Source organism: Allocoleopsis franciscana PCC 7113 (assembly GCF_000317515.1).
Taxonomy (GTDB): domain Bacteria; phylum Cyanobacteriota; class Cyanobacteriia; order Cyanobacteriales; family Coleofasciculaceae; genus Allocoleopsis; species Allocoleopsis franciscana.
In genome coordinates, this window is record NC_019738.1 from 2,161,217 (window position 1) to 2,186,454 (window position 25,238).

Genomic DNA, 25,238 nt, shown 5'->3' on the forward strand with positions numbered 1-25,238 from the left:
TTGAGTTTAAAAATCCTCATGAGACAAGCGATGATGACTGATGGCGAATGACTGGTGATTAACCGCAATGACCCTACCCTCGTCTCAAGGTTTGTCTCTCTATCAACTGGCTCTAGAAGCACTAGGAATTTCTCAGTCTTTTAGAGTCAGTTGTGACACGCTCAAATCGCTGGTAGGGGCATTAATCGATGTCCTGATTGAGGGGAAAATATCGGCAACACTTTGGGTCAAATTACCACCAAGAGTCGGCTGGTTAAGCGAACTTAAGCGTTACCAACAGCAAGCTTTTATGGCACACAAGATTTATCTGTGCAACGGTCGAAAGGAGGATTTATTAGAGACTAAGGATGGTGTTGTTCAGCTTGCTAATGTCAAACCAGAGAGCCAATTTTTCCCGATACAACTAACAGGGGGCAGCCAGCTAGAACGAGAATACTTTTTATTGATTCTCTCTGAGCCGTTTAGTGGTTTACTGGTGGCTCAGCCGATTGAGCCATGGGAATCCTCAATGCCAACGCAATTGCCTCAAACTCAACCGTTGTCAACGATTTTTACCCTGGAACGCCAAGTCATTCAGCAAGCCTTCGAGGGGATAAAAGAAGCGATCGCGGTGGATGATGCTATTTCTGAAGAGGTTCTAGAGTTCTGGAAAACTCGCTTTCCCCAAGGTAGCGCTTCTCAAGAAAAGGAAATACTCACCCAGCTTTTAGTCAAGCAACTACAGCAGACGGAGGCAATTCTCCACCCGTCTATCCCTAGCGATTTAAGCCTAGGCGATGCCGTTAACCGTAACGCTACAACAGAGCTAACACCGATTTTAGACACTACCCCAACTACGGCACCACCACCGGATGATGGCTTACGTGACAAAGATGAGCTTCTAAAGCGAGTAGTTCAGGAATTACGCACACCATTGACGAGTATGAAAACGGCGCTGAAGCTGTTGGATGCAGCGCAACTCAAGCCAATTCAGCGTAAACGCTACATACAGTTACTGAATACAGAGTGCGATCGCCAAAATTCTCTGATGACTGGTTTTCTAGAGTTAGCCCAACTAGAGAGCGAACCCCAGCCCCCTGTAATGCCGTCTGTACAACTGGCAGACATACTTCCCGGCGTGGTTAGCACTTATCAGGCGATCGCACAAGAAAAAGGTATCCAACTTGGCTATACAATTCCCTCTGGTCTTCCCTCTGTCTCCTGTTTGGAAACTTGGCTTCGACAAATCCTGATTAATCTTTTGCACAACAGTCTAAAGTTTACTCCGGCTGGCGGTCAAGTGAAAGTGCAAGCAACGCTTCAGGGTGAATATATCCAGTTAGTCTTTGAAGATACAGGTATTGGCATTGCCGCCCATGAAATACCCATCATTTTCGACATTTTTTACCGAGGACGCTCAACCATTACCCAAAACACAGGTGCGGGTCTAGGTTTAACCATTGTGCAGCAATTATTACTACGCTGTGGGGGTTCGATTTCGGTTACGAGTCAGGTAGGTGAAGGTTCTAGTTTCAAAGTAATGCTACTTGTTGCCTCTTCTACTGCCCCTTTGTGCCAAGGACGGAAGTAGACAGTTATTTCAGAATCAATACGAGCTTATTTTTATTTCTTTAGATAGATGATATATAATTTTACGCATAAAAACATATTCTCCGTGTGAAGTTTTTATGAAAAAAGTAGAAAAATTGATGGAGCTTCCGTAAAATTCAGGTGATTTTGATTTACTTATGAATGCTTCATCCTTATTGTGTAACTTCTATAAGTGGTTATGTGCAGGTAGATTTATATTTACTTGTGCAAGCTTAACCCCAAAAAAGTACTTCTAAGGTAAGGAGATTTCTCAGCCTCAGACGTTTGTTACAACAGCAGCTTCAAAGCATCTACTATGAAGTGTCTTCAGTTACGGTTTAAGTTTGACGCTATTGTCAGCAGTGATGAGTTCAGAGCCTACAAAGGCTACCCAGTCAATGCTCAACAGAAATGTCTGCTACATGTGCGGCGTCACATTAAGCAAGTAATGAACTTGGGCCACGGCAACAATTCTGAGCGTGGACAAGTGTTCTGGGACTTGATTGATAAAGCTGTTGCCCAGAATCTTCAGTGGCGCTTAAGTAATGAAGCAGCCTACCGAGTGTGGACAAACGGATTTAATTTCCGTCTCAAGCCTAGCCTACAGAGGTGGACAGCGCAAGCGGGAGATGAAACAGGCAGATTACTGCGTTCCCGGCACGACAAAATCCAGCAGTGGTGGTATTTCTTTGAATATCCGGAAGTTCCTTCGGTCAATAACGTGGCAAAGCCTGAGGCGTGCCGCTTAGCGCCTTGTTTCTCATTGTGTCTAGCCGTTACTAAGCAGCAGGCGCACAGGGGATCGCGTTCAATGAATCAATTTGCTCAAACAGCAGACTTGCTGAGCGTAGTACAGACCAGTCGGCTACAGGGAAGGTGGGTGCGGTCGTTTTTCCACGAAGTCTCGATCACTAAGGCAGGGTAGAAGTCTCTACTCTCCCCCTTAGCTCAACTCGGTACCTGAATCCTTACTAGCCTATTACAGGAGTTTTCTATGGAATCTAAACATTACGTCGAAGATATAGATTTTCAAAAGTACTGGCTTATTTTAAGACGACATTGGCTACCCGGTACGACGGCCTTTGCGGTGATTGTTGTGCTCGCAACCAGCTTGGCGTTCTTGAAAAAGCCAACCTATTCAGCACTAGGAAGGCTTCTGATTAAGAAGACAAATCCAACATCTGGCTTAGTAACAGAGGCATCAGCAAAAATAGGACAGTTGGAATCCTTAAATTTCATGAATACGCCTCTGGATACAGAAGCGGAGGTAATTCGTTCCATCCCCCTGATCCAAAAAACCATAGATACCTTAAAACTAAAAGACAAAGAGGGGAAGCCTCTAAAACCTGAGGACTTCCTCAAACAACTCACAGTAAAAGGTATCAAAGGAACCGATATATTGGAGATTTCTTTTAAAAGCAAGTCTCCACAGGAAGCGGCACAGATCGTCAACACACTCATCGATCTTTATAAGCGGAACAATATACTTAGTAATCGAGCGGAGGCCGTTGCAGCTCGCCAATTTATCACCCAACAGCTACCCGCTAGTGAGAGTACTGTGCGTCAAGCAGAAGCGAATCTGCGTATCTTTAGAGAAAAAAACAACATAGTCGCACTAGAAGAAGAAGCCACTACGGCTGTGGAGGTAATTGCGGAGCTAGACAAGAAATTAGACCAAACTCGAACTGAGCTTGAAGGTGTAACGGCTCGGGTCGAAGAACTCCAAAGGAAGACAGGTCTCAATTCACGGCAAGCTATGGCTCTGAACTCCCTTACTCAGTCTCCTGGGGTTCAGGAAGCGCTCGAAGAAGTCCACAAGCTAGAAAACAAGCTGGCTGCTGAGCAAAGCCGATTCCGAGACCAAAACCCCAACATCGTTAACCTGAAGCTCGATTTAGACGCTAAAAAGGCACTACTACAGGATCGGATCAGGCAGGTTCTTGGCAGTGGACAGCAAGTTCCCGGCACGAATTTGCAGATGGGGGAGCAAAAACAAAAACTGATCGCAGACCTAGTGAATGCCGAGGTGGAACGCCAAGATTTGGCGAATCAAGTCACTTACCTGTATCAGGCTCGATCGGCCTACAAACAACGGGTGAATGTCATACCCCGATTGCAACAGGGTCAGCGGGATTTACAGCGGCAAGTGGATGCCGCTCAAGCTTCCTATCAAGCTCTCTTAAAAAATCTCCAAGAAGTACGGATTGCGGAAAATCAAAATGTAGGTAACGCCAGCGTACTGGCCTATGCCAGCGTGGCAGACAAGCCTGTTGGTCCGAAGAAAAAGCTACTCCTAGGTGCAGGACTTGTGGGGGGCACCATGTTTTACGTAGTCGTTGCTTTCCTTCTAGACCTAAGAGATCCATCGATCAAAACAGCAAAAGATGTACGGGAGTTATATGGGTATACCTGGCTAGGAATGATTCCTAATTCAAAGAAAAAAGGGTTCTTTCATACCAGAAAACAAGACGAGTTTGTGCCGCCACTTCCCGTTAGAGACGCTCCTCAGGCGGTGAGTTCTCAAGCGTACCGGATGCTACAGGCTAACTTAAAATTTCTTAGCCCCGATAAAGAGCTGAAAGTCGTTGTAGTGACCAGTTCGGTTTCCAAAGAGGGCAAGTCTACGGTCTCTGCTAATTTGGCTGTAGCTATGGCTCAATTGGGTCACCGGGTCTTGTTGATTGATGCGGATTTGCATCATCCGATGCAGCATCATATATGGCACTTAGCGAATGCGGTAGGATTGAGCGATGTCATCGTGAATCGGTCTGAATTTGGCATCGCGGTGAGAGAAGTGATGGATAAGTTAGATGTCCTGCCATCGGGAGTCATACCTCCCAATCCTTTGGCTCTGCTTGACTCCAAGCGAATGAACTCATTAATTGAGGAGTTTTCTGGGACCTATGATTTTGTAATTCTTGATACGCCTCCTCTGATCTTAGCGGCTGATGCCCTAAGTTTGAGCAAAATGACGGATGGTGTTTTATTGGTAGCTCGACCAGGTATTCTCGACCGAGTCAGCGCTACCGCTGCTAAACAATTTTTGGTGCAATCAGGACAGAAAGTTTTAGGTCTAGTCATCAATGGTGTAAGAGTTGGAAACGAACCTGATAGTTACTTCCACCATGCTAAGTCCTACTACCAAGAGGACTTCACCACCTCAAAAGAGGTCACGACAGCTCAGAGGGAAAAAATTTCTGACCGCTCTTAAGTTGATCTGAAAGGTGATCCCCGTATTATTACTTACGTCAGAGGACAGGTATGAGCCTAAAGACTCATGTCCTGGGTGGAGGAACCTACCTTTTACTCCGTCAGGGGCTAGGGGTGATCATTAGCTTTGTGGGCAAGATTCTCAGTTTCGGGAAGATTGCGACTTGTCAAATTTCTATCGCTACCCTAGCCCGCTTGCAGGGAAACCGAGAGCGTCTGCAACTAGAACACCGTGAATCAGAAGAACCGGAATTTGTTTGTCAAAAAATCTAATTTGTAAAAATTATCTTTTCTCTGTTGCACTACTAGAGAGACTCCAGATTAATGCTAGAGCCTTTACCACCACGTAAATTAGTTAGCCCACTCTTACACCTTGCCGAAGAGAGATTCGCGGTTTTTGGCGTACTCGTTTTTTCGGGAGTCTTGACTTGTTCAAGCTATTACAATGTGTCGGAGGGCATCGGAGGATATGGTTTTTATGTCTCTTCCAGGTTCGACACTGCTGCATCGCTGATGCAGTTGGGAATTTATGCGGCTACTATCTTCCTGCTGCTTGCGCGATTAAAAAGTGTTGTTCTTCCTGCGCTGAGAGACCCATTCCTATGGGGTTTGGTAGGACTTATCGTGTTCTCTTTTATTTGGTCTGATTTCCCCGAACTCTCACAAAAAGCCGGTATAAAAACTTTATATACAACCTTGTTTGGACTATACTTGGCTTCGCGCTTTACCTTGAAAGAGCAACTACGGATAATAGCGTGGGCATTGCTTATCGCCACAGTGTTCAGCTTACTGTACACCCTAGCATTTCGGGGGGCTGGCATAGAGCAAGGAACTCATTCAGGCTCTTGGCGGGGACCGTTGATACACAAAAACCACTTTGGTCGCCTTATGGTCGTATCGTCGCTAGTTTGCTTACTGGCGGCTTTCAACAGTGGCAGGTATCGTTACCTGATGTGGGTTGGCTGTGGTCTTTCTGTTGCTCTGCTTCTGCTTTCAGATTCAGGAACCGGTTTAATCGTCTTTCTAACCCTTGTGATTCTCTTGCCTTTTTACAGGGCTTTGCGGTTGAGCGACTCCCTGGCTATTCCCTTCTTTATTACTATGATCACCGTGGCTGGAGGTATAGCTTTATGGGCTGGCACCAATTGGAATGACTTACTGTTTAGTTACGGGAAAGACCCTACCCTCAGCGGTCGGACTCATATCTGGGATGCTGTAATTGAACGATTATGGCATCGCCCGTGGTTAGGTTATGGGTATCACGGGTTTTGGGAGGAGAGAGGGGAATCAGTCTATGTTTTTCGTGCCGTTCACTACCTAGTCTACCAAGCTCACAATGGGTTTTTAAACATAGCGATCGAGCTTGGCTTCTTAGGGTTGTTTTGTTACTCGCTGAGTATGCTTTTCACCTACATCCGAGCAATAAGATGCGTGCGTTCAGATCAAACATCCGCAGAGCTATGGCCAATAATATACGTAACATTCTTACTGATGTTTAACTATACCGAGACTACAACTGTAGAGCAAAACTCTATCTTCTGGGTATTATTTGTAGCAATAAGTCTCTCTTTAAAACGTGGAAAGTGGGTGAAGCTTCGGGAAGAAAGCGAAATCAGAGAAAAGAAAAATTTAGTCGGACAGACCTAGAAAGGCTTCGCTATTCATTTAATTCTCACATCTTTTACCTTTCTCTCTAATATCCCTACTTATTATGCTCAACCAATCTGTCGGCTTAACTGATTTACTATCCAAATCCCTGGCAGAGAATAGGTCTATGAATATCCAAGCAAAACTTCCGACCAGTATGCATCAAATGCTTAGCTGTCCAGTTTGCAGGTCGCAAGTGATATTGAATCAGGAGCAAATTGACTGCACCAACCCTTCCTGTAAAATGCAGTTTCCAATCGTTGATGGCATCCCAGTTTTAATTAATGAATCTTCCAGTATCTTCTCTTTCAGTGACTTTTTGAGTCAAAAAGATACTACCTTCACTTTTCAGTCTCAGTCTAAACTCAAAAAATTCTTAACGAATCGCCTACCCGATATTAATGCAAACATGAAGGGAAAGCGGAATTACAACAAGTTTTTAGAGCTGGTGAAGAAGCAGAATGAAAGACCTAAGATTTTGGTACTCGGTGGGGGTATTGTGGGGGATGGCATGGAAGAGATATTGTCCAATCCCTCTGTGGAGCTCGTTAGCAGTGATGTTTCTTTTGGGCCTTGTACAGCCCTGATCTGTGATGCCCACGATATCCCCTTTGAGGATAATTCGTTTGATGGTGTAATCGCTCAAGCGGTACTTGAACACGTTTTAGACCCCAATCGATGTGTAGAAGAAATTCATCGAGTCCTGAAAGAAAATGGCGTGGTTTATGCCGAGACTCCGTTTATGCAACAAGTCCACATGGGGAGATATGATTTCACTCGCTTTACTCACTTAGGGCATCGTCGCTTATTTCGGAAATTTGAAGAAGTTTCGAGTGGTCCAACCTGTGGGCCGGGAATGGCATTAGCTTGGTCTTATCAGTACTTTCTTTTAAGCTTTGTCAAATCATCAGCCGCCAAAAATATTGTCAAAGCTTTTACTCGATTAACTTCTTTTTGGTTAAAATATTTCGATTATTTCTTGATTGATAAGCCGGGAACCTTTGATGCGGCATCTGGATATTATTTTATCGGTACCAAAAGCGATCGCGTTCTGGGCGATCGAGAACTGATAAAGCTTTATCGAGGCATACAATAGAGACTTTAATTTTCGTGACAGACGTTTATTCAGCCTAAAAAATGCCTAAACTCGCTATTTTTCTCACCTATCTCCGTGGAGGTGGGGTCGAGAGAGTCATCCTTAACTTAGCTCGTGGTTTTGTTGAGCAAGGTTTAAGCGTAGATTTAGTTTTAGTCAGGGAGGAAGGTGAATTTTTGTCCCTGGTACCGCCAGGGGTGCGAATTGTGAATCTGAACGGTAAACGCCTGATATCTAGCATCCCCGCTTTGGTACGCTACCTGCAACAGAACAAACCTGTTGCTTTGCTTTCGGCGATGCAGGATATTAACTTAGTAGCCCTCTGGAGTCGGAGGCTTGCGGGTGTATCGACCCGTGTGGTCATAAGTGTACACAACACCGTCTCGCAAGAGTCCCAAAATTCAGCCCAGTTGAAGCGACGATTTGCACCGTACTTGGCACGACTATTCTATCCTTGGGCAGATGCTATTGTTACGGTATCCCAAGGGTCGGCGGAGGATTTGATGCGTTTGGGCTTATCCTCAGAACGGATTCGCGTGATTTACAACCCAGTCGTAACCCCAGAGGTTTTTGAAAAAGTTGCTGAACCCATTGACCATCCTTGGTTTGAGCCTGGTTCACCTCCAGTGATTTTGGGTGTGGGACGATTGGCAAAGCAGAAAGACTTTCCCACGCTAATTCGAGCCTTTGCTCAAGTGCGACAGCATCGTCCGGCTAGGCTGATGATTTTGGGTGAAGGGCAAGAACGCTCAGAGATTGAGGCTTTAGTGCAAGAGCTAGGGATAGAAAAAGATGTAGCTTTACCTGGGTTTGTGACAAATCCCTATGCTTACATGGCTTCATCGGCAGTATTCGTCCTATCCTCCTTATTTGAAGGGTTGCCCACGGTACTGATTGAGGCGATAGCAGGGGGAACCAAGGTGGTTTCTACCGACTGCAAGAGTGGGCCGGCAGAGATTTTGTCAAACGGGCAGTACGGCAAGTTAGTGCCGGTGGGCGACATTAACGCTATTGCAGAGGCAATTTTGAGTAGCTTGGAGGAGCCTCCTAACCCTGAAGTGCTACAACGCCGAGCGGCTGATTTCTCGCTTGATAAAGCGGTTGCCCAATATGGGCGGGTATTGCAGGTCGGTTAATATAACCCAAACTAAGGCTAGAAACCAAGTGATTCACTGTTAAATTTGGATAACATTTTTGGGTGGTGCGATCACCTTACACAAAGCCTTGATCAATTAAGACTATTCGCCTAACACTTGTAATGATATTAAATGCCTATAGGGGGTAAAACATGAAGGATAAACCTGTCGTTAGCATCGCCATTAATAACTACAATTACGAGCGTTTCCTGCCGGAGGCGATTGATAGCGCGCTCAATCAAACCTATCCCCACATTGAGGTAATTGTGGTGGATGATGGTTCTACGGATAACTCCAAGGAAATTATTAAAAATTATGGGGATAAGATTATCCCTGTTTTTAAAGAAAATGGGGGACAAGCTTCGGCTTTCAATGCTGGCTTTGCGGCGAGTCGAGGGGATATTATTTGCTTTTTAGATGCTGATGATGCCTTTGTGCCGGAAAAGGCGGCAGAAATCGTGAAGGCATTTGGCGATCACCAAGATGCGGGTTGGTGTTTCCATTCCCTTAAGTGGGTGGATGCCGATGGCAAAACCTCTATTAATAAAAACAGCCAGGAAGATGCATCAATTCATAAAAACAGCCATGAAAGTCTAATTCACAAGTACGATTTGAGAGCGCACATCAAAGAAGGCAAACTCAAGGATAAATTAGACAATCTGCCCTCTACCACCGGTCTTTGCTTTACGCGATCGCTTCTACAACAGATTCTTCCCATGCCTGAAGCGAAAAGAATTGGTCTGAATGATGGGTATTTAGAATTCACGTCCATCGGACTGAGTAAAGGCATAATCTTAAATCAAGAATTAGCGCTTTATCGGGTACATGGTTCCAATGCTTATGCCCAAAGACCAGACCGTCAAAAAGTACAAGCTAGAATTATCGTCTTAACAGCCTATTGGATGCGAACTAAATTCCCAGAATTTTCTAAGTTTACGAATAATTTATTGGCAACGGGTTTGGGAATGTATCAACGTGCAGGAGGGGTTGAAATGGAATGCCAGGAATTTGTCGAAAATTATCTAACTTCTATTACGTTCCCAGAAAAATTTGAAATATATCTTAGGGCACTTTACAATTACATCAAAAATACTAAATTTCAATAAATCCATTTTTAAACGACGATTTTAGATTAATTTTGTCTTATTTTTTCAATTTTAATGTAAAAATCTCGCCGATAACATCAGTCTGCTATTTCGCTCTTTTTGTGTCTACTTACTTTATTGAGCTGCATTGTGAATAAGTTAACGGCGGTAAGCCAAAAGCTCAGTCCTGGACTCCGTAAGATTATTAAGAACATAGGCTGGCTGTTTGCCGATCGCGTCCTACGCATGGGTGTAGGATTTCTCGTCGGCGCTTGGGTAGCCCGTTATCTAGGGCCGCAGCAGTTTGGTTTATACAACTACGCGATCGCTTTTGTTTCCCTATTTACTGCGCTTGCCACACTGGGATTAGACCAAATTGTGGTGCGTAATATTGTTCGTGAACCCTCTTGTAAAGATGAAACCCTAGGTACTACTTTCGCCCTAAAATTTATTGGCGGAATTGTCACCTTATGTCTAACCCTTGGCATCATTCACCTGCTACGGCCTGAGGACAGCCTAACTCGCTGGCTGGTAGGAATCACAGCAACAGGCATGATTTTTCAGGCATTTGATACCATCGATTTGTGGTTTCAGTTTAAAGTTGATTCCAAATATACGGTTGTTGCTAAAAATACAGGCTTTATCATTATCACGGTTATCAAAATAGCTTTAATCCAAATTAAAGCTCCTCTGATTGCTTTTGCCTGGACAGGTTTATTGGAAATTGCTTTAGGGGCTGTAGGTTTAGTTCTTGCCTATACCTTAAGGGGAGAAAACTTTAAAGCATGGCATTTCAGTTGGCTACAAGCCAAAATGTTGCTGAAAGAAAGCTGGCCTATGATCGTTGCTGGCATATCGATTATGATTTACGTGCGAATCGATCAGATTATGTTAGGTGAACTCATCGGTTCTGAGTCTGTGGGCATTTATTCAGTCGCCTCACGACTCTCAGAACTTTGGGGCTTTGTGCCGACAGCGATTGTTTCTTCCTTTAATCCTTCTATTATTGAAGCGAAGAAAGTGAGTGAAGAGCTTTACTATAATAAGCTACAGAAAGTTTTCAATATTATGACGGTTTTAGCTTATGGAATTGCGATTCCCACTACGTTTCTGTCCCAAGAAATTGTTGTCCTTCTATTTGGTGATAGTTATGCCGCCTCTGGAGGGGTCTTGGCGATCTATATCTGGGGACAATTATTTTCTTTTTTAGGCATCGCTCGCATAACTTGGACTGTTACAGAGGGATTGACCATGTATGCCTTAGTTTTTGCCAGCGCTGGGGCTATTGTAAATATTATATTAAACCTTTGGTTAATTCCAATTTATCAAGAAACAGGAGCGGCAATCGCAACTGTGATTTCCTACGGATTAGTAGATTACGTTGTTTTTCTTTTATATCGTCCATTTTTTAAAGTGGGTCAATTAATGACTAATGCGCTAACGTTGAGGTTTGTCTTTGCCCATGTTCTGCAAAGACTGAGATAGCCACTCAAAACTGTTATTTTGAAGTCTTCAATAGCTCAATCCATTAAGTCTTTAACCTCACCACTATTGCCCAGCACTGAAGACACCTTATTGTCATCCTTATATATTAATGAAACCGGCAATAATCAGAAGGGAAACATTTAAAATACCACAGCTAATGCGTTGGGTTGTGGCTCCTGTCTTGATGGGCTTTATCGTTGGGTGTGCCACGAATAATCAAACACCTCAAGCGATTACACTGGCCGCGCCCATGAACTCAGCTATGGGGCAGAATGGGTATCGCTGGGCTAATGTGTCTATAGGCGGGGGAGGCTTTGTTACAGGTGTTTACCTCCATCCCCGACAAAAAGATCTGGTTTATATTAGGACTGACGTGGGTGGCTTTTATCGTTGGAATGCCGCAGATAAAAGCTGGATTCCCTTAAATGACAGCTTTGGGCTTGCCCAAAAAACCTACTACGGCGGAGAAGCGCTAGCGGTTGATCCCAACAACCCCAATATTGTCTATATGGCGGCAGGGAAATACTCACAGTGGGAGCCAAAGGGGTCAATTTTTAAGTCTACAAATCAGGGCAAAACTTGGACTAAGCTGAAGATAGATTTAGGGATGGACAGCAATGACGAGCAGCGTTGGGCAGGAGAGAGACTGGCCGTCAATCCATCGAATTCCAACGACATCTTTTTTGGTTCTCGGCACGATGGCTTGTGGCAGTCGTCGGATGCGGGGGCGACATGGCGCAAAGTCACATCTTGTTCCCCTACTCTGACTAAAGGGATTGGCATTCTGGGCATCATGTTTGACCAGCAAGTGCCCGGTTTAATGTACATGAATGCCTATGGAGATGGAATCTATCAGTCCACGGATACGGGTGTGACTTGGAGCAAAATCGAGGGCAGTCCCCAGCAGGCACAACGTATGGCGATAGCGAATAACGGGGTACTCTATGTCACCCATAATTCTGGCGTGAGCCAATATGCAAACGGGGTTTGGCGCAATATCACCCCCAAGGGCAACCCATCCTCTTTTAACGCTTTGGGAGTGAACCCAACGAATCCCAAACACATCTTGGTCGCTTTGGAACAGTCAACCTCTACTAAAATCTATGAAACCTTAGATGGAGGAGATAACTGGACTGAAAAAAAGGCATCCATCAAGCACAGGGTTCCTTGGTGGGATGACTCGATGTTTGCAACATGGACTTCCGCCATTGAGTTTGACCCAAACGTTTCAGGCAAAGTCTGGATGACGAATGGGTTTGGAATTTGGCAAACGGACAATATCAACCCCAATCCAGTTGTTTGGACTAATTATCAGCAGGGACACGAGGAAGTTGTAGCGTTTGCCCTAGCAGCACCTACAAAAGGAGCTATGTTGTTGAGTGGTGTCGCTGATGTCGATGGTTTTTATCACAATAACGGGCTTGATGCCTTTCCATCCAAACGGTTTGACGGCATTGCTGACTCGAATCACGTCAATCGAGATACCCTTAGCATTGCCTATTCCGAAAGCGAACCCTTGCACATCGTCCGCTTGGGCGGTAGTCGCTGGAACTCAACCTTTACAGGAGCAACTTCTCAAGATGGCGGATTGACTTGGAAAAAGTTTCCGTCGTTTCCGCCGAAAACAATACCCCTGCGCGTCGCTGTATCGGCAACGAATCCCAAGCTGTTTGTCGTGACACTGAGCAAAGCTCAACCTGTTCGCACAATGGATGGAGGTGCTTCATGGAGCAAAGTATCCGGATTGCCCGATGGTGCTGAAGGCCCGTGGTATTGGGGTCAGCCCTTGGTTGCCGACAAGGTAGAGGGTGATACTTTTTACTACTACAACGAAGGGAAAGTCTACCGCAGTACAGACGGGGGCGAATCTTTCAGCCTGGTTAACTCATCGCTTCCCACCCGCAAATGGGATTGGTATTCGCTGAAAACAGTACCCGGCTTTAAAGATGAAGTTTGGCTCAGCTTAGACTGGAACGGTTTGTACCGCTCAACCGATGGCGGTAAAACCATGACAAAGTTGTCCTCGGTGGAGCGGGCACATCTGTTTGCATTCGGAAAGCCAGAGACAGGAAGTACAACGCCGACACTTTATCTGTATGGGAGAGTTGCCGGCATGGGGGACGGCATCTTCCGTTCTCTCGACAGAGGAGAAACATGGACTAGCATTGGTTCTGTAGAAAACCCGATTGGTGGTGAGCCAAATGTGATGGAGGCGAGTTGGAAGCAATTTGGGCTAGTCTTTATTGGCACTAACGGCAGGGGCATTTTTTACGGAACTCCAGACAGCCCTCAGCGTTAGCAGGTTACATCTTCCACCAAGTGAAACGCGGTGAGTCGGGGAATCAATCAGCAGCACAGGCTTTCTACATCCGTGCGATAAGTCGTTTGGCGGGTGCAATCTAAGTTTAAGAGGGCTTTTGTTTCGCTCCCTTGAATATGTATCGAAAGCGTTCAAGAAGAAGTTCCCAGCCTAGAGCGACTTTGAGACTCTCTAGACACTCCTTTTTCGCCGATACTACGCTCTTTCAAGCTCTTCTTTTTCGCAGCTTTGGCGGGTGAAAAGAGAGAGGAAACCAGGGATTCGGCGGTCATGACAACAACCGAAATGGCCAAGACAATAAAAGCCCCAACGGTGAGACTTAACATCAAGGCTACAGAAGTTAGTTTTTTTAGGACTGCTGTCATATAGAGAGTTTCCAGTATAAGGTAGCTTCACTCTTACAGCATCTTAGAGAGTATGCCGTGTTGCCATCCGTAAATCTTCTGAAATTGAGTAGAAAAGAATCTATGATAAATAAGCGAAATAACACTTGTGTGATTACATAAACTATGCATCTAAGTTAGTGGCTCCCGTAGCGCTACTAACTCCCATCGGTTTAGCAAGACGGACGAAAGCGGAAAATCCCATCCGTGTCGAAGTTTGGCTAAACATTCATCCGTCTTGCCTGTTATCAACCTGGTAGTGGGAGCCTTAGTGGGGAGAGACGGGTTCGTCCTTGATTAAGTTCTGCCAACTCTCCTTTTTTGGTGCTTTTGCTAGTGAGAGTACCCTTTTAACGAAGGATTCGCCGGTTACCACAACGACTGAAGCGGCCAAAACGACGAAGGCAAAAGCGGTAAACACCAACATTAACAACATAGAGGTGAGTCTTTGAGCCAGACTTCCTGCAAACACAACGACTCTCGTTTTAAGGATAAAGCTCAAACACTGTGTAACTCGGTTTGATGGCTCCAACTGATTACGTTCCATGTCAATTAGTACCTGAAGAATAAGTGCTGAGGTCGAGTAGATGTCTTGCTGAAGTCAGTTCTAGCTATCTAGCTATAGTACTTATCACCCTTGAATTGGTCTTTTATGCCATGAGCTGATTTTAGCCTTCTTAACCTTAAGTATTTCCTTAGATAGATGAAAGTTCATCATCCTTTTGAAAAAGTCCCATCTTTTTGAGGGAACTGTAAAGCTTAGCACACTTGTGCTTAATAGTAATGGTAACTCTGTCCATTGAACGCATGAGGATGATGAACCTGAGTTCAACACAAAGATATGACGGCACTACGCTAGCGACGAGAGAATCTTACAGAAAATTAGATTGTCGGAAAGCTGATTTATAAAGGAAATCTTAAATATTTACGGTGTATTAACGCACTGTAACCCACCCGCTCAAGACGATGCATTACGGCGCAGACAAGCGCCCAATAGAGATAAAATTGCCTGACATGATACCCCTAACGTCTCCTACGGGCACTTAATGTTTACTTTATAATTGACCTCTTACTGATTAGGTTAGAAACGGTTTGAAAACTATAGCCCTTCTCCTTCAAGTTTTCAATCAATCTTTCCGTCGCTACAACGGTTCGTGAACGCTCTCCTCCGCCATCATGCATCAGTATAATTGAGCCAGGACGAACCTGTTCAAGCACACTCGCTTCTATCACTTCTGAATTAGATGCTTCATAATCTTTTGTATCAATCGTCCACAATATATTTTTCTTGTTTAACTTGGCTAGAAGGTAGGGAAGGACTATCAGTTTACGTCCATAGGGAGCGCGGAAATGAATTTCATCTTTCACACCTAATTGACGCAGAAGTTGATCAGTTTTCTGTATCTCTGACCAAATAAACCCAGGTTTTTCAGAAATCAGCGCTTTGTGAGAATAAGAGTGATTTCCTATCTCATGTCCTTTAGACACGATGAGTCGAAGGGTATCTGGGTATTTTTCAACTGTCTTGCCGACAACAAAGAAAGTAGCTTTGATCTGATGGCGCTCTAAAATCTCTAACAACTGATTGGTATAAGGTGGATTGGGACCATCATCATAGGTCAACGCCACTACTTTATCTTTTGTATTCACATGATTAACAAGTTCGCCAAAGCTTTGGAATTTTAAACTCATTGAAAATTTGTTTAATAGTTTTAATCCCAAAAATATAAAAGCCACAGTAAATAAAACAATTAAGATGTTAATAATATTACGATCCATAAACATAGTTTTACTTCTTACTTTTAAACCTGGAATGACGAGAACATTGATACTCAACAACTCAGCTAATCGGCATAAAACATTGAATAACTTAAATAGACAGGATGCTCATCCCATTATAAAAAGGCGGAAATCTAAATCGCTCTCTTAAATACATAACAGCTTATACAGTAACTTTCGCCAACAGGCTCTTACACCCAATACTTAATCCCCATACCTGAGATAGATGATTATTTTATCCAGTATTCGTAAAAAAAATTAAAGAAACTGTTAAGCGTCAAAAAAATTTATCCTAATTTCAAGAAAGCGGAATGAATATCTTTAAGCAACTCTCCCTATTACTACGGTTCGTTAGATTTAAGCGCTTTCTTGGTTCACTCTTCTTTTCTTATCAGCGAGATCGGTGGGAACGCCAGTCTCCCAGTTCTCAGACTTCGGAACCCTTGCAAGAACCAGGAAAACTGCTTCAAGCTGAACCAACAACAACCGGAGGGCGCTTTTACTTTGAGCAAGCCGAACTGGAAATTAGCTTTTTATCTGCCGATTTAATCCGAGTCGATTGGAAGCCTGGAATCCCTCCGATTCCTTATGGAATTGCCCGTCAGGATTGGTCGGAAGTAGAAACAAATTTACAGGAAACGGCTGAGGGTTGGGTGCTGTCGAGTACTGCCCTAAAAGTCGTTATCGCAGACAATGGCAAGCTAAAATTGCACAATGCTAACGGGCAGATCATCCGGGAAGAACGACCTCCACAGCGACAAGGTGAAGCCTGGACTCATCGGGCACAACTGCGAGAAGAAGAACACATTTACGGTTTAGGAGAACGGGCAGCCTCTCTCAACCTGCGTAGACCCAAAACTGAGGCGCAGCACATCGAAACTTACCGACTTTGGCACTATGATGCAGGCGGGATGTATAGTTCTGGGACTGACCCCCTTTACCTGTGCATTCCAGTGTATTTGGGTTTACATAAACAAGGAAGTTACCTCGTTTTTTACGAAAACACCCATTCCGGCAACGTTACTTTTAAAGATGTTGCTGAAGTCTCCTTTGAAGGCGGCGCACTGCGTTATTACCTGAGTGTGGGGCAGCCGACCCAACTGCTGGAACGCTATACCGAGTTAACCGGACGCCCTCCCCTCCCTCCTCGTTGGGCATTTGGCTATCATCAGTCGCGCTGGGGTTATGAAACTGAAGAAGCTGTCCGAGAAACAGCCAACGGCTTTCAGCATCACGATTTACCCTTAAGTGCGATCCACCTCGACATCGACTGCAAAGACAATTTCCGTTCCTTCACTATTGATCCCGATCGCTTTCCCAAACTCAGAGAATTCAACCAGGAACTCGCTGCCAAAGGAGTTCGCTTAATTACCATTGTCAACCCTGGAGTCAAAGCCGATCGCAACAGCGACCTATTTGAGGAAGGACGAGCACAAGAAGTGTTTTGCACCTATCCCAACGGCAAACTCGTCCTCGCCCCTGTTTGGCCTGGGATGTGCGCCTTCCCCGATTTTACCAACCCCCTTGCCCGTCATTGGTGGAGTCGGCAGTATGAATACCTCCTCGATTTAGGGGTAACGGGATTCTGGCACGATATGAATGAACCGGGAGTTTTTACCCTGCGAGGAGATGCCACGCTTCCCCGCCCCACTCGGCATTCGATGGAAGGCAGAGGCGGTACCCACGTTGAGGCGCATAACGTTTACGGATTGCAGCAGGCGCGGGCTGGGTATGAAGCCCTGTGCGAGTACCAACCGGAAAAACGTCCTTTTATTGTCTCGCGATCGGGTTGGGCGGGGTTGCAGCGTTATGCCTGGACTTGGACGGGGGATGTAGAAACCAGTTGGCAAGGGTTGCGCCAAACGGTGCCGACTATCCTAGGGATGAGTCTTTCCGGAATTCCTTACACAGGGCCGGATATTGGCGGCTTTAAGGGAAATCCTTCGGATGAGCTCTACCTGCGCTGGTTCCAACTATCCAGTTTTCTTACCTTTTGTAGAACACATTCGGCGAATAATGTCAAGCCACGTACACCCTGGAGTTATGGCGGAACGGTTCTTAATCATGTTCGGGAATGCTTGCGTCTGCGCTATCGTCTGATTCCCTATTTCTATACCCTAGCGTGGGAAGCAAATCGGACGGGGCATCCCCTGATTCGTCCCCTTTTCTGGTGCGATCCCGATGATCAGAGGCTTTGGGGTGTGGAGGATGCGTTTTGCTTGGGTGATGCGCTGCTGGTGTGTCCGGTGCTGGAAGAGGGAGTAGGATCGCGAAAAGTTATCCTTCCTCAAGGCGGCTGGTACAACTTCTGGGATGATGCGCTAATTACAGGAGCAAATGAGATTACTGTAGATGCTCCCTTAGAACGAATTCCACTTCTGGTTAAGGCGGGAAGTATTTTGCCAATGGAAGAAGGGGAACAACTTACTCTTCATCTTTACCCACCTGTGCAAGGAAGCGGTGAAGGATGCCTGTATAGTGATGCAGGGGATGGATATGGAGAGTGGCGATGCGATCGCTTCCGGATGGACAAGGGTGAGAACGGCATCGAGCTAACCTGGGAGCAAGAAGGAAATTATCCTTTTCCGTACACGAGTGTCCAGGTTCATCTACACGGGATTGAACTCAAGCAAGCTTGGATGGATGGGAAAGAAGTCCCTTGCCAGGGAAATGTTGTGGAGTGCGATCGCTCCTTATGGGACTCATCTCAAATTATTGCGATTAGATTTTCTACTCACCAAGTGGTTTGAGCTAGACTGTGGCTTTACGCCCCAATGATTTGAAGGTTACGCATGATTGCATCGAAAGTGCGATCGCATCAGTGGCAGTGAGGAGATTCCCTACAAGATAAGCTGTTACGCATGTAATTTGCTTGTTGAGGCGGCGGGGGAGCAGGGCCAGAGCTTTAGTGAGGACAGGGGAGCAGGGGAGAGGATTTGAGCTCTTTTATCCTGTGTTTAGAATGTGCAAGTTAAATGCGCTTTAGCTTACCTTTGCCTCGCCTGTTGGAAAACCCAATCATTGTGCGATGCCTACGGCGGTTCGCGCAGCGACCATCGCATAATGTCCGCGCAACACCAAAAATCTTCCTATGATTTGCATAAGCTGAGTTTTTAGAGATATAGAAAAACTGGGTAAGAGAGTGAGGCATCGCCATCATGAAGGGAAAAGCACCAGTCAGGAAAGCGCTACCGTGGGCGGTTACACTCATCACAGTCATGGAGTTACTGGGTGGAGTACCAGCACCCGTGGTAGGGCAAGCCAATCCCCCCCAGTCTGCCCAACAGTCAGCAGAGCTGGAGGAAGCTAAGCGGCTGAACCAACAGGTAGTTCAGCTTATAAACCAAGGGCAGTACGCTGCTGCCATTCCCCTGGCAGAACGCACCCTCGATATCCTCGAAAAAGTGCTGGGCAAAGAACACCCCGTTGTTGCCAGCAGTCTCAACAATCTGGCAAATCTGTACGTGGAGATGGGAAACTACAGCCAAGCCGAACCCTTGTACCAACGCTCTTTAGCAATCTCCGAGAAAGTGCTGGGTAAAGAGCATCCCGATGTTGCACAAAGTCTCAACAATCTGGTAGCGCTGTACCACACACAGGGGAACTACAGCCAAGCCGAACCTCTGGTGCAACGCTCCCTCGCTATCCGAGAGAAAGTGCTGGGCAAAGATCATCCCGATGTTGCACAAAGTCTCAACAATCTGGCAGAACTGTACAAGGCACAGGGAAACTACAGCCAAGCTGAACCTTTATACCAACGCTCCCTAGCAATCGAAGAGAAAGTACTGGGCAAAGATCATCCCGAGGTTGCACAAAGTCTCAACAATTTGGCAAGGCTGTACGAAGTACAGGGGAACTACAGCCAAGCAGAACCCCTGTACCAACGATCCTTAGCAATCCGCGAGAAAGTGCTGGGTTCTGAACATCCCGATTTTGCCACCGGTCTCTACGCTCTGGCAGTGCTGTACCAGGCACAGGGGAACTACAGCCAAGCAGAACCTCTGTACCAACGCTCTTTGGCAATCTCGGAGAGAGTACTGGGTTCTGAACATCCCGATTTTGCCACCAGTCTCAACGGTCTGGCATCGCTGTATATAGCACAAGGGAATTACAGCCAAGCTGAACCCCTGTTGCAACGCTCTTTAGCCATCCGGGAGAGAGTACTGGGCAAAGAACATCCCGATGTTGCCCTCAGTCTCAACAATCTAGCAGGACTGTACCAGGTACAGGGAAACTACAGCCAAGCCGAACCCCTTTACCAACGCTCCCTCGCTATCCGAGAGAAAGTGCTGGGTTCTGAGCATCCCGATGTTGCACAAAGTCTTAACAATCTGGGAGGGCTGTACAACGCACAGGGAAACTACAGCCAAGCTGAACCTCTATTGCAACGCTCCTTGGCAATTTTGGAGAAGGCGTTGGGCAAAGAGCATTCCCTTGTTGCCACCAGTCTAGGCAATCTGGCAATACTGTACCAGTATATGGGAAACTACAGCCAAGCCGAACCCCTTTACCAACGCTCCATCGCAATCGAAGAGAAAGTGCTGGGCAAAGAGCATCCCGATGTTGCACAAAGTCTCAACAATCTGGCAAATCTGTACAACGCACAGGGAAACTACAGTCAAGCCGAACCTCTATTGCAACGCTCCTTGGCAATTTTGGAGAAGGCGTTGGGCAAAGAACAGCCCCATATTGCCACCAGCCTCAGGAATCTGGCATGGTTGTACCAAGCGCAAGGTGACACCGCCCGTGCCCTGGAATTCAAAACCCGTGCCACCAACATCGAAGAACGCAACCTCGCCCTTATCCTCACCACTGGCTCTGAAGCCCGAAAACGCGCCTACATGGCTACCCTCTCCGGTTACACTAACGCTAATATTTCTTTGCACGTCCAAGGCGTACCCAACAACCCGGAAGCTGCCCGCCTCGCCCTCACCACCACCTTACAACGCAAAGGTCGCATCCTCGATGCCCTCACCGACAGCCTGCAAACCCTACGCCAAAACCTCAAACCCGAAGACCAAACTTTACTCAGCCAACTCGCTGATACTCGCTCCCAGTTAGCCGCCTTAATCTTCAATAAACCCGAAGACATCCCACTTGAACAATACCAACAGCAAGTCGCCACGCTCAAAGCTCAAGCCGAACAACTGGAAAATACCCTCTCCCGCCGCAGCGCCGAGTTCCGCACCGAAACCCAACCCGTCACCATCGAAGCGGTGCAGCAGTTAATTCCTACCGATACTGCCTTAGTTGAACTGGTACAGTACAAACCCTTCAACGCCAAAGCCACAAAACAAAATGAAAAATGGGGTAAACCTCGCTACGTCGCCTACATCCTGCACTCCAAAGGCAATATCCAATGGATAGACTTAGGCGAAGCTGCACCCATCAACCAAGCCGTTGAAGACTTCCGCAACGCCCTGCAATCCCCAACCTCAACTATCAAACCCATCGCCCGTACCTTAGATGAACTCTTGATGCAGCCCATCCGCCAAAAATTGGGCAATACTCGCACCATCCTCCTTTCCCCCGATAGCCAACTCAACCTCATCCCCTTCGCCGCCTTAGTTGATGAAAATAACCGCTATCTGGTCGAGAACTATTCCATCAATTACCTCAGTTCCGGACGCGACTTACTGCGCCTGCAAAACCACACTCCAAGCCGCTCAGAATCCGTCATTGTCGCTAATCCCGACTACGACAAACCCGGCAATCCCTCAGTGAAAATAGCCAGTCAGCGGGGAACCTCTCCCCCAACCCCTCTCCTACGAGGAGAGGGGAGTAGGAGTAATAGTAATCTTGTTCCCCCCTTCCCTGCTAGGGAAGCCGGAGCTTTAGTGAGGAGGCTAGGGGGGTTAGGTCAAACTCGCAGCACCGAAAACCAACGCTCATCAGATCTCAGCCAATTCCAATTCGGCCCCTTACCTGGCACCGCCAAAGAAGCCGCCGCCATTACCCCCATGCTGCCAGGAGTCACACTCCTCACCGGCTCAGATGCCACCGAAAATGCAATCAAACAACTCCAAGCCCCAAAGATTCTACATATCGCCACTCACGGCTTCTTCCTCAGCGATGTTGAACTCGTTGCCCCTGCTGATTTCGGCGGTAGCACCTTTCTCTCCAACCGAGGACTGGGGGTAGAAGCGCGTCCCGGTATTGTTCCCAATTCCCCACCCGGCAAAACTGAAAACCCCCTACTGCGTTCTGGAATTGCTCTGGCTGGTTTCAACCCGCGCCAGAGTGGCACTGAAGATGGCGTACTGACAGCATTAGAAACCGCCAGCCTCAACTTACGGGGAACAAAATTAGTGGTACTTTCCGCCTGCGAAACGGGATTAGGAGATGTGGCAAACGGAGAAGGCGTTTATGGCTTACGTCGAGCATTATCCATAGCCGGTGCCGAAAGTCAAGCCATCAGCCTGTGGAAAGTCTCGGATGAAGGGACAAAAGACTTAATGGTGAGCTATTATCAACGCTTACTCAATAATGTAGGACGGTCTGAAGCCATGCGCCAAACTCAATTAGAGATGTTGCAAAATCCAACTTACCAACATCCCTTCTACTGGGCAGCGTTCATCCCCTCAGGCAACTGGACGGCTATGGGATACTAGAAAGGCAAAAGGCAAAAGTCACAAAAGGAATTCTTGAGGAGGATGACACCATTAATTAAACAATATTAAAGTCAGATCAATCTTCAGTAAGAATTAGAAAATGGAGGCAATACAGTGAGTTTAGGGAAATTGATTGGCTTTCTCGCCTTTGCAGTTTCTCTTTATATTTTGTGGGAGATCCGGCAAGTCCTTTTGCTGGTTTTTGCCGCAATTGTCTTTGCTGTTGCCTTAAATCGAGTGGTGCGTTGGCTTCAGCAAAGAGGAGCCAAACGAGGATACGCCATTGCGCTTACAGTAATTACTTTATTGTTAATCTTCGTTATCCTGTTCGCACTCATAGGGCCTTCTTTTGCGACGCAACTCGAACAATTAATTAACGCCATACCAAGGTTGTTAGAACGGCTTCGTGACTGGTTAAATTCACTCTCTCCCTTCATTCCAGAGCAACTATTAGATGTCCGTAACCTTGGCAACTTCATTCCACGAGTTCAGCCTTTCGTCACTCAGTTATTAGGTAATGCCTATAACTGGTTCTCGGACTTGCTGTCAATTATTCTTAACTTATTATTGGTCATAATTCTGACCATCATGTTATTAGCGAATCCCGCACCCTATCGACGGGGATTAATACTTCTCTTTCCGGCCTTTTATCGTCGGCGTGCTGATGAAATCCTCACAGAGTGTGAAACCACTCTAGTTGGCTGGATGACAGCCACTCTCATTAATATGGCAGCCATTGGTGGGGTGAGCTTTATTGGTTTATTAATTTTGCGAGTGCCATTAGCATTAGCCAATGCTCTCTTAGCAGGCTTATTAGAATTTATTCCTAATATTGGCCCTGTTTTGAGTGTGATCCCACCGATGGCAGTTGCCTTATTAGATGAGCCTTGGAAAGCCATTGCAGTCCTTATCCTTTACCTCCTCATTCAACAATTTGAAGCTTATTTTCTTGTGCCATTTGTAATGAAGCAACAGGTGTCTTTGCTGCCCGCTGCTACTTTATTGTCAGTGATAGTTTTTGGCTCCTTTTTTGGATTTTTAGGGGTATTTCTTTCCGTCCCACTTGTAATTGTTTTCAAAATATGGATAACAGAACTGTTAATCAAAGATGTACTCAACAATTGGCATAAGGACTCAGAAGATGAGTCTCCCCCAGAGTTACAAATCATTTCCATGGAAACATCTCAAGAGCCACCCATTACTGACCAGGACACCCCTAACTCGTAATAATTTATCGTGAAAAAGAGCCAGTCAGTAAAGTATATGACCAATCCCCTCCAAACTCCCCATAGTGAATATCATTGGGATGGTAGCGATAGCCGCTTTTTTGAAGGTTGGTATTACCGCGTTACCTTACCCAACTGTGGTCAAACCTTTGCCTTCATGTATTCCATTGATGACCCTGTTGGAGGTAAACACTGTAGCGGTGGTGCCGCCCAAATTCTAGGCCCCAACGATGAATATCTCTGCCGAACTTTCCCAAATGTTCAACAGTTTTGGGGTTCATCCAAATCCTTAGCCCTGGGGCATTGGGGCAAAACGGACTTACCCTCTCCACCTCAATACCTCGATCCGGCAACGTTTGAACGTCATATCCAAGAAGGTTATCAAGCGACAGCGACTCTGAATCAAGGCTATATTCACGATCCCGCAAGTTCTACCGACTGTCGTTGGCAGTATGAGATCAAGCCAGTTTATGGTTGGGCTGATTCGGGCACACCTCAGCAATCCACCGCTGGCTGGCTTTCGTATCTACCGATATTTGAACCCGGTTGGCAGATTTTAATGGCGCATGGGCTAGCCACGGGCTGGGTTGATTGGAATGGCAAACGCTACGACTTCACCGACGCTCCCGCTTATAGTGAAAAAAACTGGGGTCATGCTTTTCCTAAAAAGTGGTTTTGGCTCAATTGCAATAGCTTTGACGGCGAATCCAATCTTGCCCTCACCGCAGGCGGTGGCAACCGGAAAGTACTGGGGTGGGAAGAGTCGGCGGCATTGGTTGGCATTCACTACCAGGGCAAGTTTTATGAATTTGTCCCTTGGAACTCAAAAGTTAGTTGGCAGATTCAGCCTTGGGGCAGTTGGCAGATGCAAGCCGAAAATGGAGAGTATGAAGTGCAGTTAACAGGCACGACACAGTACCCAGGAACGCCCCTGCGAGCACCCACTGAACAGGGTCTAATCTTCTTTTGCCGCGACACCATGTACGGTCAGTTATCCTTGGAACTCCGAGAGCGGCGCAGCGGAAAATCTAAAATTATTCTAAATGCCAGTAGCTCTGTTTGTGGATTAGAAATAGGCGGCGGCCCCTGGCAAGACGCTTGGGTATCTAGCGCCAAATTCCCTTGGGTTATTTATCGGTAAGCTTCTCCCGGTGATAAATCCTTTCCCCAAAGGGTACGAGTGGGCAAAATTTTCTCCACTTCTTCACAATCTGCTCTCTGTTTGTTAACAGCTTTGGCTATAATGAGTGCGTATCATTGGGGCTGTAGCTCAGATGGATAGAGCGAGCGCCTCCTGAACAATCGGGCACCGTGGAGGAAACTCCATGAGTGAATGTGGTCAAATTCGGTGAAACCTAAAGAGTGACCCAACTGACAGGGCACCCTACGGCAATACCGAGCCAAGCCTGACTCAACACGATGGCATCAATTGTCAACGTTGTGTTCAGGAAGGTCTAGAGACTAGACGGCCACCACCTAAAGGCAATCAGCCTATGGTGAAGGTATAGTCCAGAGAGTGGGGAAACTCACACCAATCTGAAGCGCTAGGTCGCCGGTTCGAATCCGGCCTGTCCCGTTTTCTGTTAATCTAATCAAGTCCACCTTAGAGCCATTCATTCTTTAAGGTTTTGTTGCAACACAAAGCAAATATCTTCATGTCAACTGGTTCAGGATAACTAGCGAGTTGATCA

Annotated in this window: 17 protein-coding genes; 14 read left to right on the plus strand and 3 right to left on the minus strand. The window is 46.3% G+C overall.

All coding sequences use genetic code 11. The features are described from left to right. The first annotated feature begins 67 nt into the window (after window positions 1–67). The 10 genes from MIC7113_RS09020 (at window position 68) to MIC7113_RS09065 (ending at window position 13,527) form a co-directional block, all read left to right on the plus strand. Entirely contained in the window at window positions 68–1,570 is a 1,503-nt protein-coding gene (locus MIC7113_RS09020; RefSeq protein ID WP_015181863.1) for a DICT sensory domain-containing protein, read from the plus strand. A 315-nt stretch (window positions 1,571–1,885) separates the two neighbouring features. Next, window positions 1,886–2,494 carry an IS66 family transposase gene (locus tag MIC7113_RS09025; RefSeq protein WP_015181864.1) on the plus strand — a complete coding sequence of 203 codons (609 nt, stop codon included), beginning with the start codon at window positions 1,886–1,888 and terminating at the stop codon, window positions 2,492–2,494. Window positions 2,495–2,563: 69 nt separating this feature from the next. Then, window positions 2,564–4,780, plus strand: coding sequence for a GumC family protein (locus MIC7113_RS09030; RefSeq protein WP_015181865.1), 2,217 nt, complete (start codon window positions 2,564–2,566; stop codon window positions 4,778–4,780). 50 nt (window positions 4,781–4,830) lie between these two features. Continuing rightward, window positions 4,831–5,052 carry a hypothetical protein gene (locus tag MIC7113_RS09035; RefSeq protein WP_015181866.1) on the plus strand — a complete coding sequence of 74 codons (222 nt, stop codon included), beginning with the start codon at window positions 4,831–4,833 and terminating at the stop codon, window positions 5,050–5,052. A 51-nt stretch (window positions 5,053–5,103) separates the two neighbouring features. Then, window positions 5,104–6,426, plus strand: a complete 1,323-nt coding sequence (locus MIC7113_RS09040) for an O-antigen ligase family protein (RefSeq protein ID WP_015181867.1) — start codon at window positions 5,104–5,106, stop codon at window positions 6,424–6,426. 64 nt (window positions 6,427–6,490) lie between these two features. After that, window positions 6,491–7,522, plus strand: coding sequence for a methyltransferase domain-containing protein (locus tag MIC7113_RS09045; protein ID WP_015181868.1), 1,032 nt, complete (start codon window positions 6,491–6,493; stop codon window positions 7,520–7,522). A gap of 41 nt (window positions 7,523–7,563) precedes the next feature. Next, window positions 7,564–8,658 carry a glycosyltransferase gene (locus MIC7113_RS09050; protein ID WP_015181869.1) on the plus strand — a complete coding sequence of 365 codons (1,095 nt, stop codon included), beginning with the start codon at window positions 7,564–7,566 and terminating at the stop codon, window positions 8,656–8,658. Between the two features lie 152 nt (window positions 8,659–8,810). Then, entirely contained in the window at window positions 8,811–9,764 is a 954-nt protein-coding gene (locus MIC7113_RS09055; protein ID WP_015181870.1) for a glycosyltransferase family 2 protein, read from the plus strand. Window positions 9,765–9,893: 129 nt separating this feature from the next. Beyond that, window positions 9,894–11,228: a flippase gene (locus MIC7113_RS09060; protein WP_015181871.1), complete on the plus strand. Its 1,335-nt coding sequence runs from the start codon at window positions 9,894–9,896 to the stop codon at window positions 11,226–11,228. A gap of 157 nt (window positions 11,229–11,385) precedes the next feature. Continuing rightward, window positions 11,386–13,527: a BNR/Asp-box repeat-containing protein gene (locus MIC7113_RS09065; protein ID WP_015181872.1), complete on the plus strand. Its 2,142-nt coding sequence runs from the start codon at window positions 11,386–11,388 to the stop codon at window positions 13,525–13,527. 152 nt (window positions 13,528–13,679) lie between these two features. Here MIC7113_RS09065 and MIC7113_RS09070 read toward each other — a convergent pair whose 3' ends face one another. The 3 genes from MIC7113_RS09070 to MIC7113_RS09080 form a co-directional block, all read right to left on the minus strand. Next, window positions 13,680–13,913 carry a hypothetical protein gene (locus MIC7113_RS09070; protein WP_015181873.1) on the minus strand — a complete coding sequence of 78 codons (234 nt, stop codon included), beginning with the start codon at window positions 13,911–13,913 and terminating at the stop codon, window positions 13,680–13,682. A 286-nt stretch (window positions 13,914–14,199) separates the two neighbouring features. After that, window positions 14,200–14,478, minus strand: a complete 279-nt coding sequence (locus MIC7113_RS09075; protein WP_015181874.1) for a hypothetical protein — start codon at window positions 14,476–14,478, stop codon at window positions 14,200–14,202. Between the two features lie 503 nt (window positions 14,479–14,981). Beyond that, a complete protein-coding gene (locus MIC7113_RS09080; protein ID WP_226883608.1) occupies window positions 14,982–15,767 on the minus strand; it encodes a polysaccharide deacetylase family protein in 786 nt (261 codons plus the stop codon). A 254-nt stretch (window positions 15,768–16,021) separates the two neighbouring features. Between MIC7113_RS09080 and MIC7113_RS09085 the strand changes: the two genes are divergently transcribed. The 4 genes from MIC7113_RS09085 (at window position 16,022) to MIC7113_RS09100 (ending at window position 24,688) form a co-directional block, all read left to right on the plus strand. After that, on the plus strand, window positions 16,022–18,460 hold the full coding sequence (locus tag MIC7113_RS09085; RefSeq protein ID WP_015181876.1) for a glycoside hydrolase family 31 protein: 2,439 nt from the start codon (window positions 16,022–16,024) through the stop codon (window positions 18,458–18,460). Window positions 18,461–18,868: 408 nt separating this feature from the next. Continuing rightward, a complete protein-coding gene (locus MIC7113_RS09090; RefSeq protein WP_015181877.1) occupies window positions 18,869–22,321 on the plus strand; it encodes a CHAT domain-containing tetratricopeptide repeat protein in 3,453 nt (1,150 codons plus the stop codon). Window positions 22,322–22,435: 114 nt separating this feature from the next. After that, complete coding sequence (locus MIC7113_RS09095; RefSeq protein ID WP_015181878.1) at window positions 22,436–23,548, plus strand: AI-2E family transporter; 1,113 nt, start codon at window positions 22,436–22,438, stop codon at window positions 23,546–23,548. Window positions 23,549–23,584: 36 nt separating this feature from the next. Then, window positions 23,585–24,688 carry a tocopherol cyclase family protein gene (locus MIC7113_RS09100; protein ID WP_015181879.1) on the plus strand — a complete coding sequence of 368 codons (1,104 nt, stop codon included), beginning with the start codon at window positions 23,585–23,587 and terminating at the stop codon, window positions 24,686–24,688. Window positions 24,689–25,238 lie beyond the last annotated feature (550 nt).

What these genes read in the sequence shown, in the direction of transcription:
- MIC7113_RS09020 (WP_015181863.1), top strand. Translation starts at nt 68, where the DNA reads ATGACCCTACCCTCGTCTCAAGGTTTGTCTCTCTATCAACTGGCTCTA.
- MIC7113_RS09025 (WP_015181864.1), top strand. Translation starts at nt 1,886, where the DNA reads ATGAAGTGTCTTCAGTTACGGTTTAAGTTTGACGCTATTGTCAGCAGT.
- MIC7113_RS09030 (WP_015181865.1), top strand. Translation starts at nt 2,564, where the DNA reads ATGGAATCTAAACATTACGTCGAAGATATAGATTTTCAAAAGTACTGG.
- MIC7113_RS09035 (WP_015181866.1), top strand. Translation starts at nt 4,831, where the DNA reads ATGAGCCTAAAGACTCATGTCCTGGGTGGAGGAACCTACCTTTTACTC.
- MIC7113_RS09040 (WP_015181867.1), top strand. Translation starts at nt 5,104, where the DNA reads ATGCTAGAGCCTTTACCACCACGTAAATTAGTTAGCCCACTCTTACAC.
- MIC7113_RS09045 (WP_015181868.1), top strand. Translation starts at nt 6,491, where the DNA reads ATGCTCAACCAATCTGTCGGCTTAACTGATTTACTATCCAAATCCCTG.
- MIC7113_RS09050 (WP_015181869.1), top strand. Translation starts at nt 7,564, where the DNA reads ATGCCTAAACTCGCTATTTTTCTCACCTATCTCCGTGGAGGTGGGGTC.
- MIC7113_RS09055 (WP_015181870.1), top strand. Translation starts at nt 8,811, where the DNA reads ATGAAGGATAAACCTGTCGTTAGCATCGCCATTAATAACTACAATTAC.
- MIC7113_RS09065 (WP_015181872.1), top strand. Translation starts at nt 11,386, where the DNA reads ATGCGTTGGGTTGTGGCTCCTGTCTTGATGGGCTTTATCGTTGGGTGT.
- MIC7113_RS09070 (WP_015181873.1), bottom strand. Translation starts at nt 13,913, where the DNA reads ATGACAGCAGTCCTAAAAAAACTAACTTCTGTAGCCTTGATGTTAAGT.
- MIC7113_RS09075 (WP_015181874.1), bottom strand. Translation starts at nt 14,478, where the DNA reads ATGGAACGTAATCAGTTGGAGCCATCAAACCGAGTTACACAGTGTTTG.
- MIC7113_RS09085 (WP_015181876.1), top strand. Translation starts at nt 16,022, where the DNA reads ATGAATATCTTTAAGCAACTCTCCCTATTACTACGGTTCGTTAGATTT.
- MIC7113_RS09090 (WP_015181877.1), top strand. Translation starts at nt 18,869, where the DNA reads ATGAAGGGAAAAGCACCAGTCAGGAAAGCGCTACCGTGGGCGGTTACA.
- MIC7113_RS09100 (WP_015181879.1), top strand. Translation starts at nt 23,585, where the DNA reads ATGACCAATCCCCTCCAAACTCCCCATAGTGAATATCATTGGGATGGT.